The organism is uncultured Flavobacterium sp. (assembly GCF_963975005.1).
GTDB lineage: Bacteria > Bacteroidota > Bacteroidia > Flavobacteriales > Flavobacteriaceae > Flavobacterium.
This window is the reverse complement of sequence record NZ_CAXBFR010000021.1, coordinates 19,982-31,381: the sequence shown is the minus strand read 5'-3', so window position 1 is coordinate 31,381 and position 11,400 is coordinate 19,982. Positions and strand designations below refer to the sequence as shown.

At 30.6% G+C, this 11,400-nt stretch carries 8 protein-coding genes, 2 tRNA genes and 1 pseudogene; 6 read left to right on the top strand and 5 right to left on the bottom strand.

The annotated features are described in order from the left end of the window. The 3 genes and pseudogenes from AACZ53_RS04435 to AACZ53_RS04425 all read left to right on the top strand — a co-directional run. Positions 1-403: pseudogene (locus AACZ53_RS04435) on the top strand (3-deoxy-D-manno-octulosonic acid transferase); the annotation flags it as partial. Between the two features lie 53 nt (positions 404-456). Further along, on the top strand, positions 457-2,589 hold the full coding sequence (locus AACZ53_RS04430; protein ID WP_339835109.1) for a S46 family peptidase: 2,133 nt from the start codon (positions 457-459) through the stop codon (positions 2,587-2,589). Positions 2,590-2,745: 156 nt separating this feature from the next. Beyond that, positions 2,746-2,955 carry a hypothetical protein gene (locus AACZ53_RS04425; protein WP_339835108.1) on the top strand — a complete coding sequence of 70 codons (210 nt, stop codon included), beginning with the start codon at positions 2,746-2,748 and terminating at the stop codon, positions 2,953-2,955. Positions 2,956-3,039: 84 nt separating this feature from the next. Here AACZ53_RS04425 and AACZ53_RS04420 read toward each other — a convergent pair whose 3' ends face one another. The 4 genes from AACZ53_RS04420 to mutS all read right to left on the bottom strand — a co-directional run bounded on the left by AACZ53_RS04420 (position 3,040) and on the right by mutS (position 6,482). Then, positions 3,040-3,351: a DUF1508 domain-containing protein gene (locus tag AACZ53_RS04420; protein ID WP_339835106.1), complete on the bottom strand. Its 312-nt coding sequence runs from the start codon at positions 3,349-3,351 to the stop codon at positions 3,040-3,042. Between the two features lie 158 nt (positions 3,352-3,509). Beyond that, positions 3,510-3,595 (bottom strand) — tRNA-Leu (locus AACZ53_RS04415). A gap of 35 nt (positions 3,596-3,630) precedes the next feature. Beyond that, positions 3,631-3,703 (bottom strand) — tRNA-Gly (locus AACZ53_RS04410). A gap of 214 nt (positions 3,704-3,917) precedes the next feature. Then, on the bottom strand, positions 3,918-6,482 hold the full coding sequence (mutS, locus tag AACZ53_RS04405) for a DNA mismatch repair protein MutS (RefSeq protein ID WP_339835113.1): 2,565 nt from the start codon (positions 6,480-6,482) through the stop codon (positions 3,918-3,920). 371 nt (positions 6,483-6,853) lie between these two features. Between mutS and AACZ53_RS04400 the strand changes: the two genes are divergently transcribed. Then, positions 6,854-7,381, top strand: a complete 528-nt coding sequence (locus AACZ53_RS04400) for an RNA methyltransferase (RefSeq protein ID WP_339835105.1) — start codon at positions 6,854-6,856, stop codon at positions 7,379-7,381. Positions 7,382-7,458: 77 nt separating this feature from the next. Here the strand turns inward: AACZ53_RS04400 and folK are convergent, their stop codons facing one another. Then, positions 7,459-8,592, bottom strand: coding sequence for a 2-amino-4-hydroxy-6-hydroxymethyldihydropteridine diphosphokinase (gene folK, locus AACZ53_RS04395; RefSeq protein ID WP_339835112.1), 1,134 nt, complete (start codon positions 8,590-8,592; stop codon positions 7,459-7,461). A 117-nt stretch (positions 8,593-8,709) separates the two neighbouring features. Here folK and sppA point away from each other — a divergent pair, with 117 nt between their 5' ends. Beyond that, positions 8,710-10,482 carry a signal peptide peptidase SppA gene (sppA, locus tag AACZ53_RS04390; RefSeq protein WP_339835104.1) on the top strand — a complete coding sequence of 591 codons (1,773 nt, stop codon included), beginning with the start codon at positions 8,710-8,712 and terminating at the stop codon, positions 10,480-10,482. Positions 10,483-10,612: 130 nt separating this feature from the next. Then, positions 10,613-11,320, top strand: coding sequence for a queuosine precursor transporter (locus AACZ53_RS04385; RefSeq protein WP_339835102.1), 708 nt, complete (start codon positions 10,613-10,615; stop codon positions 11,318-11,320). Positions 11,321-11,400 lie beyond the last annotated feature (80 nt).

Genomic DNA, 11,400 nt, shown 5'->3' with positions numbered 1-11,400 from the left:
TCTATTTTCTGAAAAAGAAAATCAAAATTTATCTGAATTCAATGTTTTTATTATTGACACAATCGGAATTCTAACCAAAATCTATGCTTACGCAGACATTGCCTATGTTGGTGGGGGATTTGGGAATCCTGGTGTACATAATATTTTAGAACCAGCAACTTTTGGAGTTCCAATTTTGATTGGTCCAAATTATTCACATTTTGCAGAAGCAACCGCTTTAGTAAATATGGATGGTTGCTTCTCAATTCAAAATCAAACACAATTAAATGAAGCTTTGAATATATTACTTCAAAATGAAGATGAACGCTATGAGAAAGGTCATATTTGCAGCACTTTTATTCAAATGAATAAAGGAGCGTCAGACATTATCATGAAACATATTCTTAATGAAAACCTAAATTAATTTCAACAAAAAATCAAAAACCGTAACTTGCAATCCTTATCAAAACTATACTTATGAAATTTATTAAATTATTTGTACTTCTTTTTGTTGTACATCTTCAAGCCCAACAAGGTGGAATGTGGATTCCTTCTTTATTAAACGGAATGAATGAAACTGAAATGAAATCGCTTGGAATGAAAATTTCGGCAAAAGACATTTATGATGTTAACAATTCTAGTTTAAAAGATGCTGTTCCTCATTTTAATGGCGGATGTACATCTGAAGTAATTTCTCCAAAAGGATTAATCTTAACCAATCATCATTGCGGTTATGGAGCTATTCAAAATCATTCAACAGTTGAGCACGATTACCTTCAAGATGGCTTTTGGGCTTATAAAATGGAAGATGAATTACCTAACAAAGGAATGATCGTGACTTTTGTTGTTCGAATTGAAGATGTTACCTCAAAAATTATGGAAGGAGTTGATGCTTTAAATGATGAAGCTCAAAAACAAAAAAAAATCCAAGAAAACACTCAGCGTTATAGTGAGACTTTACCCAAAGAAGCTTGGCAAGAAAACAAAATCAAAACATTTTTTGATGGAAATCAATACCTTTTATTTGTAACAGAAACTTATAAAGATGTTCGTTTAGTTGGAGCTCCACCAAGTTCTATTGGAAAATTTGGTTCAGACACAGACAATTGGGTTTGGCCAAGACACACAGGAGATTTTTCTTTATTCAGAATTTATGCTGATAAAAATAACCGCCCGGCAGAATATTCAACAGATAACGTTCCATACAAACCAAAACATTTTTTACCAATTTCTACAAAAGGAATCAAAGAAAATGATTTCACGATGGTATTAGGTTATCCTGGAAGAACACAAGAATACTTACCGTCTTATGCTGTAGAACAAATTATTAATGATTTAAATCCAGCAAAAATTGAAATTCGTGATGCTGCATTAAAAGTCCAAGATGGTTTTATGCGAAAAGATCAAGCTATTAAAATTCAATATGCTTCAAAGTTTGCAAGTGTGGCTAATTATTGGAAGAAATGGATTGGAGAAAGCAAAGGTTTAAAAAAATCGAATGCAGTTGGAATCAAACAAAAGTTTGAAGCTGACTTTAACAACAGAGTTGCAAAAGCTGGAAAACAAGCTGAATATGGAAACTTACTTTCAGAATTTGAAACAAACTACGCAGCTATTAAAGATTATGCAGTTGCTAGAGATTACTTTAGCGAAGTAGTACTACGAAACACCGAACTATTAAGTTTTGGTTTCAAATTATATCAACTAGAACAAGTTTATACTTCTAGAGGGGAACAATCCTTTAATGACAGAAAAAACAATTTAATTACAAGTTTTGAAGATTCTTATAAAGATTTTAACGCACAAGTAGACGAAAAGGTTTTTGAGCAATTAATTCAATTATATGCCACAAAATCTCCAAAACAGTTTTTACCTAGTTCATTAGAAAATATAAATGCGAGTACATTATCTAAAGAAATTTATTCAACTTCAAGTTTAACTAGTTATGCAAAACTTAAAGAATTATTAAATGGTGATGCAAAATCAGTACTTGAAAAACTTAATAATGATAAAGGTTTTCAGTTAGTAAAATCTTTAGCTGATACATATTATACTAAAATCGCACCAACTTATAGCGAACTTGATTTGAAAAACTCAGCTTTACAAAGAACTTACATGAAAGCTATTGTTGAATTATTTCCAAACGATAGAATTTTTCCTGATGCCAATGGTACTTTGCGTGTGACTTATGGAGAAGTAAAAGGTTATGCTCCACAAGATGCAGTTTATTACGAGCCTATTACCTATTTAGATGGTGTAATGGAAAAATATATTCCTGGTGATTATGAATTTGATGTGCCACAAAAATTGATCGACTTATACAATAAGAAAGATTATGGTAGTTATGCTCAAAACGGCAAATTACCGGTTTGTTTTATTGCAACGAATCATACCACTGGAGGAAACTCTGGAAGTCCAGCAATTGATGCAAAAGGAAACTTAATTGGATTAAACTTTGATAGAGTTTGGGAAGGAACAATGAGTGATATTTATTATTCTCCAGATATCTGTAGAAACATAATGGTAGACATTAGATATGTATTATTTATCATTGATAAGTACGCTAACGCTCAGAACATTATCTCTGAATTAAAGTTAGTAAAAAAATAATTTTAAAATAATATTTTTGGCACGGAAATTGTAAATATATGCTACGGAATTCAAGGATAAAAAATATTTTGAAAAAAATAACAAAAAATAATTTGTCATATCAAAAAATTTATATCTTTGCTCCGAATTAATAATTAACCTTTTATAATAAAAAAGATGAAAAAAGTTGTATTAAGCTTAGCATTAGTTGCTATGATGTTCGTATCTTGTAAAGAAACTGAAGCTAACGTTGAAGAAGCTACTACTGAAGCTACTGAAGCTGTTGAAGCTGCTACTGAAACTGCAGTTGAAACTGTAGATTCTACTGCTACTGTAGCTGTTGAAGCTGTTGAAGCTGCTGCTACTACTGAAGAAGTTGCTAAATAATTAGCATCTAAAGCAAAAAATAAGCTCCACCTAGTGGGGCTTTTTTTTTGCTTTATTTTTTTTAGCGTAGTTATTTTACTACAATTAATCTTTAAAAATATCCAACTCTAAAGAAAAATCTAAAATTTCAGATTGATTCCCATACTTAACTATTTCATTAATACTCTTTTGCATCATCAATTGAGTTGAAAATTTTCTACTTACAGCTATCTCTTCATTTTGCAAAACAATTTTAAAATAAAACTTTCCTTTTGTTGATTTAAATTGCATAAAAAAACAATCTTCTAATCTCACTTTTAGGTTTTCGATTTCATTTTCACACTCAAACCTTAATTCAAAGTCCTTACTAATAAAAATAGGCTTCCCTTTTCTTGATACAAATTCATATTTGTACATATCACTTATTCTTTTAGTAATTACAAAAGTTCCCATAATTGTTTTTAGCAATGAAATAGCAAGCTACTATTTTTAATATCAAGAATAAAGAGGTTTAAAAAAAAGTATTGAAGATGTTATAAACAAAAAAAGCTCCAAACATAGTTTGAAGCTTTTAGTACTCAAGGCGGGACTTGAACCCGCACGGGCATTACTACCCACTGGATTTTAAGTCCAGCGTGTCTACCAATTCCACCACTCAAGCATTTGGTTTAATAAAAAACCATTGGTATTTTTTTGAGCGAAAAACGGGGCTCGAACCCGCGACCTCGACCTTGGCAAGGTCGCGCTCTACCAGCTGAGCTATTTTCGCGTTTGTAATGAAAACTCAAAAAAGACTAGATTAAGTAGAACAGAATCACACTCTAAATGAGCCTATTTTCACTTTGTAATTTTAAGAACTTCGCCATACTTGTTCCGTATTGCGGTTGCAAATGTACACTATAAATTTAATTTTGCAAACCTTTTTTAATAAAAAATTTTAAAAAACAAATAACCTATTGACAGTGATTTATTTACAAATTAAATTATTTTACAATCATTCGTTTTATTTCATTCAATTTCATTAAAGCTTCAACGGGAGTCAATGTATTTATGTCTAAATTCAGAATTTGATCTTTAATTTCCTCTAATAATGGGTCATCTAAATTGAAAAAACTTAATTGCAACTCGTCATTTGCATCTTTTATATTTAATAATTCACTCGAAGAATGATTTTTTTCTAACTTCTTCAATAAATTTTGGGCTTTCTGAATCACAATTTGAGGCATTCCAGCCATTTTTGCTACGTGAATACCAAAACTATGAGCACTTCCTCCTTTAACCAATTTACGAATAAACAAAACAGTATCTTTCAACTCTTTCACAGAAACATTAAAATTCTGAATTCTATTGAACGTGACTTCCATTTCGTTCAATTCATGATAGTGTGTTGCAAATAGTGTTTTTGGCTTATTTGGATGTTCGTGCAAAAATTCAGCAATTGCCCAAGCAATCGAAATTCCGTCATAAGTTGAAGTTCCTCTTCCAATTTCGTCTAACAAAATCAAACTTCTTTCTGAAAGATTATTCAAAATTGAGGCCGTTTCATTCATTTCGACCATAAAAGTCGATTCACCCATTGAAATATTATCACTTGCTCCTACTCTAGTAAAAATTTTATCTACTACTCCCATTCTAACAGCTTCTGCCGGAACAAAACTCCCCATTTGGGCCAATAGCACAATTAAAGCGGTTTGACGTAAAATAGCAGACTTTCCAGACATATTTGGACCCGTAATCATTATAATTTGCTGGGTTTCTCTATCCAAAAAGACATTGTTAGAAATATAAGGAATACCAACAGGCAGTTGTTTTTCAATAACAGGGTGACGACCTTCTATAATTTCTAAATCAAAACTTTCGTCTAAAACAGGTTGAACATATTTCTGTTCTATGGCTAATTGGGTAAATGAATTCAAACAATCCAATTGGGCAATCAAATTTGCATTCAATTGAACCGGTTTAATATATGTAGCCATCCATTGAATTAACTGTTCAAACAATTGATTTTCTATAACTTGAATTTTTTCTTCAGCCCCTAAAATTTTAGCTTCGTATTCTTTTAATTCTTCTGTAATATACCTTTCTGCACTGACTAAAGTTTGTTTTCTAATCCATTCTTCAGGCACTTTATCTTTGTGTGTATTTCTAACTTCAATATAATAACCAAAAACATTATTGAAGGAAACCTTAAGCGATGTAATTCCTGTTTTTTCACTTTCGCGAAGTTCTAAATCTTCTAAAAACCCTTTTCCTTTGGAAGAAATGGCTCTTAATTCGTCTAATTCTTCATTCACGCCTTTTGCAATGGCATTTCCTTTATTGATAGCAACTGGTGCTTCTTGGTTTAAAGTAGTTTTTATTTTCTCTCGAAGCAATTCACAAGCGTGTAAATTATCACCAATCACTTTCAAAGAATCATTATTTGACTTTAAAGCCAATTCCTTAATCGGAATAATTGCATTTAAGGAATCTTTCAAATAAATTACTTCTCTTGGGGAAATTTTTCCAGTTGCTACTTTAGATATCAAACGCTCTAAATCAGAAATCTGCTTGATTTGGTTTTGAATTTGTTTTAATATATCTTGATTTTCTTTCAAATAAGCCACAACTTCATGTCGACTTCTGATCTTAACACCATCTTTTAAAGGCAAAGCCAACCAACGTTTTAATAAACGAGAACCCATTGGCGATAAGGTTTTGTCAATCACATCTAAAAGCGTTACAGCATTTTGATTCGTAGAATGATACAACTCTAAATTACGAATGGTAAATCGATCCATCCAAACGTAAGCATCTTCGGCAATTCGCTGAATAGCTGTTATATGTTGAATTTTATTATGTTGCGTTTCTGATAAATAATACAAAATGGCTCCAGAAGAAATGATTCCTTCCTGCAACTCTTCAATTCCAAATCCTTTTAAAGAATTGGTTTGAAAATGATTGGTTAAACTTTCAAAAGCATAATCTTGCTTAAAAATCCAATCTTCTAAGAAAAAAGTATGATAATCCTCTCCAAAAACTTCTTTAAATTTTAATTTAAATTGTTTGGGAATTAAAACCTCACTAGGTTGAAAATTTTGCAATAATTTATCAATGTATTCTTCATTTCCTTGAGCAGTTAAAAACTCACCTGTTGAAACATCCAAAAAAGAAATTCCAATAGAGATTTTTCCAAAATGCAAAGCTGCTAAAAAGTTGTTGGATTTGGATTGCAAAACCTCATCATTCATCGAAACTCCCGGTGTAATTAATTCGGTTACACCTCGTTTTACAATGGTTTTAGTCATTTTTGGATCTTCTAGTTGATCGCAAATCGCTACACGAAGTCCAGCTTTGACTAATTTAGGCAAATAAGTATTTATAGAATGATGCGGAAATCCAGCCAAAGCCGTTTCGGTTTCTGAACCAGCTCCACGTTTTGTTAAAGTAATTCCTAAAATTCTGGCTGCTCGAACAGCATCTTCTCCAAAAGTTTCGTAAAAATCACCAACACGAAACAACAAACAAGCATCAGGATATTTAGCTTTGATGCCATTGTATTGCTTCATTAAAGGAGTTTCTTTAACTTCTTTGGGTTTGGATTCTTTTGTTGATTTTTTGGCCACAATAAATTATTTTAGGTAATGCTTGCGAAGTTACAAAAATCAAGTGCAATGGCAATATCAATTTAAAAAATCAATTGCAATCACAATATAAAAAAGCACTTCGACAGGCTCAGTATGACATTTGAGTAATTAATTGACTATATTATAAAAAATAAAAATTAGTTTTCTAAATTAAACAAAACGCAATTAAAATCCGAGATGTCAGTCTGAGCCTGTCGAAAACATTTAGAACAATCACTTTAAACCCTTTAAAATCATAATCTTTTAACCTAAAAATATTTCCAAACTTTTAAACAAAAAACTAACTTTGTAACATGAAAAAATTAGCCAACGAAGAATTAAATAGAATCAGTAAAGAAGAATTTAAAGAAGCAGATAAAACTCCCATTATTATTATTTTAGATGATATTAGAAGTTTGCACAATATTGGCTCTGTTTTTAGAACTTCAGATGCTTTTTTGCTTGAAAAAATATATTTGTGTGGCATAACAGCTGTTCCACCAAACAAAGAAATTCACAAAACGGCTTTAGGAGCAACAGAAACGGTTACTTGGGAATATGCTAAAGATGTTTTAGAAGTAATTAAAAAATTAAAAGTTGAAAACGTAGCTATTTATTCGATTGAACAGGTAGAAAATTCGATAATGTTGAATGATTTTAAGCCTAAAACTGATAAAAAATATGCTTTAATTTTTGGAAATGAAGTAAAAGGTGTGCAACAAGAAGCTATTAATTTGAGCGATGGTGTAATTGAAATTCCACAATTAGGGAGTAAGCATTCTTTGAATATTTCAGTTAGTGCTGGAATTGTGATTTGGGATTTGTTTCAGAAAATGAATTGATTTTTTGGAACACAGATTTGAGAAATTTGAGAAATCAGAAAAAATATTATGTGTAAATTTCTTAAATCTGTGAATGCTTAATTTAATCTGTTATTAATCTCACCCAACAAATAAACGTAATCATTTTGTTTTTTGATAAAATCTAAATCAGAAATATCAACAACTAAAACATTCAAATCCGTTTGGGTTTTAATATAGTCCAAATAACCTCGATTGATTTTTTCTAAGTATTCTGCTGGAATTTCTTGTTCGTAATTTCGACCTCTTTTTTTTATATTCGCTAAAAGTCTTTCTGTGTTTTGGTATAAATACACATATAAATCAGGTTTTGGCATTTCTTTGTGAATGATGTCAAACATGGTTTTGTACAAGCGAAATTCATCTTCATGCAAAGTCACTTTTGCAAAAATTAGTGACTTAAAAATATGATAATCTGCAACGATAAAGTCTTTAAACAAATCAAATTGAGCCAAATCATCTGTCAATTGTTGGTATCTATCTGCTAAAAATGACATTTCCAAAGGGAAAGCATATCGATTCTGATCTTTATAAAATTTAGGCAAAAAAGGATTATCGGCAAAACGTTCTAAAACTAATTTTGCATTACAATCTTCAGCTATCTTAGTAGCCAAAGTTGTTTTTCCTGCACCAATATTCCCTTCAATAGCAATATAATTGAAATTTTGTAACTTCAATTTTTCGATTGGTGAAACTAATTTTTTAACTAATTTACATTCACTTTCATCTTCACAAGCTTGAATTAATTCAGAAATAGATTTTTTGAAGTTTGGATGAATCCAATCCAGACTTAAATCTTGCATCGGTAATAACACAAACATCCTATTCTGCATTAGTTTATGAGGAATTTGCAAGTTTTCGGTTTCAACGAGGTCTTCATTCAAAGAAATAATATCAATATCAATGGTTCTTGCCTGATAACCTTCTTGTTTTCCTCTTACTCTTCCTAATTGTTTTTCAAGTTTTAAGATTTGAGTAAGGATTTTTTGTGGTGATTTTGTGGTATGAATTACAATAGCACAATTGAAAAAAGGTTCACTTTCAAAACCCCAAGCTGGTGTTTCATAAACATTTGAAACTTTTACAACGGTTGCAATCTCATTATGAATGGAAGAAATACATAATTCAATAGCTTCTAATCTATTTCCTATATTACTTCCAAGCGATAAAACTATTTGGTTTTGTGAATTCATACTTGGCAAAATAACAAACATTTTTTGGCTTATGTCTGATGATTTTTATTTTTTTTTAAAGTTGTAACAATATTGCCAAAACTGACACTTATATATACATTAATTAATATTTTAAAAATGAGATTTTTAAGCAACGTTTTATCAACTATAGTGGGCATATTTTTATTTTCATTTCTTTTTTTCTTTTTCATTTTAATTATTGGGGCTATTGCCGGAAGTGGTGATGGAAAACCCGAATTAAAGAAAAACTCAGTTATTGAATTAGATTTATCAGAAATCAGCCTAGATTACAATGGAACTTTTGAACCAAGTCCGTTTGAAGCTTTATTAGAAAGCAAACAAAAAGCAAGTGTAATTGAAGTAATTGACGCTATTGAAGCAGCAAAAACAGACAAAGACATTAAAGGAATTTCTATATTAAAAAACAACTCTGCTCTAGGTTTAGCACAAAGTAAAGCCATTAGAAACAAATTAGAAGAATTTAAAAAAGCAGGAAAATTTGTTTATGCTTATTCTGATGTCTTAAGTCAGAAAGATTATTATTTAAATTCGGTTGCCGATCAAGTGTATTTAAATCCAGTCGGTGAATTAGATTTTAAAGGATTAGCTTCAGAAGTAATTTACATGAAAGATTTACAAGAAAAATCAGGTGTGAAATTTGAAGTTATTCGTCACGGAAAGTATAAAAGTGCCGTTGAACCATTCTTAGCACAAGAAATGAGTCCAGAAAACAGAGAACAAATAACCGTTTTATTACAGTCAATCTGGGAAACTATTGTAACTGACATTTCGAAAAGTAGAAATATTGATATTGTAACTTTAAATACTATTGCAGATAACTTAGGAGCGAGAACACCAAAACTAGCCCTTGAAACTAAATTAATTGACAAAATCGGATATGAAGATGAATATCACGATTTAATCAGTAAAAAATTAGCTGTCAAGAAAGGTGAAGAATACAATAAAATTTCTATTTCTGATTATGCTGGAATTGCCGATTCTCCTTCAACAAATTTTAAAGCTGACAATACCATTGCTGTTATTTATGCACAAGGAGAAATCCAAGGTGGTGAAGGAAGTGTAAATATTATTGGTGAAGGTTCAATAAATCGTTCTTTAAAAGAAGCACGAGAAGATGATAACGTAAAAGCAATTGTTTTAAGAGTTGACAGTCCAGGTGGAAGTGCATTAACTTCTGAATTAATTTGGAGAGAAATTGAATTGACCAAAAAAATAAAACCAGTTATAGTTTCAATGGGTAATGTTGCCGCTTCTGGTGGTTATTATATTGCTTGTAATTCTGATTATATTTTTGCTGAACCTAATACAATAACTGGTTCAATTGGAGTTTTTGGGATGTTACCAAACATGACTGAACTTGGAAAAAACATCGGAATTAATGCTGAACAAGTTAAAACACACAAAAACGCAAGTGGCTACAGTATCTTTGAGCCTTTAAATGAAGAGTATAAAGCAGTAGTGCTTGAAGGTGTTGAAGATGTTTATGAAACTTTCCTGCAACGCGTAGCAGATGGAAGAAAAATGACAACTGAACAAGTAGATGCTATTGCCCAAGGAAGAATTTGGACAGGAACTGATGCTGTAAAAAACGGTTTAGTAGACAAATTAGGAAGCTTAAACGATGCCATTAAATATGCTGCAACTTTAGCTAAAATCAAAGAATTTAGAACACAAAACTATCCAGAATATGAAAGTAGTTTTGAAGACATTTTAGCAAGCATGTCTGGAATTTCAATATTTAAAACTAAAGAAAGCTTATTAAAAGAGCAATTAGGAACTGAAGGCTACATGCTTTTAGAAAAAATAAAAAGAGCACAAAACATAAAAGGTGTTCAAGCGATGATGCCTTTTGAATTAGATATAAAATAATTTTTTTTTAGCTATTCGGATATTAGATTTTCAGAAAAAATCATTTAAAAAACCACTAAACTAAAAATTTAGTGGTTTTTTTATTTAATTTATTTTGTTTAATTATATTTGTTTTAAATTAAACAAAAAAATGAATGCCAAAGACAAACTTTTAGCCCAAAAAATTTATTTTATTCTTGGTGGACTTTTCATCGCCTCTTTAGTTGTATCTAATTTAATCTTCCAAAAGTTTTTTTATTGGCATCCATTTGGAGAAGTCACAATTTTGGGTGCCAAACTTTTTGAAATTTCTGTCGGAATTATTCCATACCCAATTACATTTTTAGTCACAGACATTATTTCAGAAATTTATGGAAAGAAAAAAGCAAATCAAGTTGTTACTACTGGTATTTTTGCATCTATCTTTTCTTTGCTAATTATTTTTATCGCCAATGAAGTCCCAGCTATTGATAGTTCTCCTGTAAATAATGAATTATTCAGTAAGGTTTTTGGACAAACTGCTTTAGCCGTTTTGGCTTCCATGACTGCGTATCTATTTGCTCAATATATAGACATTCGAGTATATCATTTTTGGAAAAAACTGACTAAAGGAAAAATGCTCTGGTTGCGTAATAATTTTTCCACAATAACATCACAAGCTATTGACACTTTTTCGGTGTTATTTTTACTTTGCTCTTTTAATATACTCCCTTGGGAAATCTTTGGTAAGCTATTTATTAGTGGTTTTGCTTTCAAAGTTATTATTGCACTATTTGACACTCCTTTTATGTATCTGGCTGTATATCTTTTTAGAAAGAAATTTAAGTTAAACCCTAATGACGAACTTCTTATCGATTAATTTAAATTCTGTAAAACTTTATTAAAATCTTAATACATTTTTTTTCAATTTGGTATTACTTTTGCTTTAGATTGATGTCT

Coding starts and splice junctions, on each gene's coding strand:
- AACZ53_RS04430 (WP_339835109.1), top strand. CDS start 457: ATGAAATTTATTAAATTATTTGTACTTCTTTTTGTTGTACATCTTCAA.
- AACZ53_RS04425 (WP_339835108.1), top strand. CDS start 2,746: ATGAAAAAAGTTGTATTAAGCTTAGCATTAGTTGCTATGATGTTCGTA.
- AACZ53_RS04420 (WP_339835106.1), bottom strand. CDS start 3,351: ATGTACAAATATGAATTTGTATCAAGAAAAGGGAAGCCTATTTTTATT.
- mutS (WP_339835113.1), bottom strand. CDS start 6,482: ATGAAGCAATACAATGGCATCAAAGCTAAATATCCTGATGCTTGTTTG.
- AACZ53_RS04400 (WP_339835105.1), top strand. CDS start 6,854: ATGAAAAAATTAGCCAACGAAGAATTAAATAGAATCAGTAAAGAAGAA.
- folK (WP_339835112.1), bottom strand. CDS start 8,592: ATGAATTCACAAAACCAAATAGTTTTATCGCTTGGAAGTAATATAGGA.
- sppA (WP_339835104.1), top strand. CDS start 8,710: ATGAGATTTTTAAGCAACGTTTTATCAACTATAGTGGGCATATTTTTA.
- AACZ53_RS04385 (WP_339835102.1), top strand. CDS start 10,613: ATGAATGCCAAAGACAAACTTTTAGCCCAAAAAATTTATTTTATTCTT.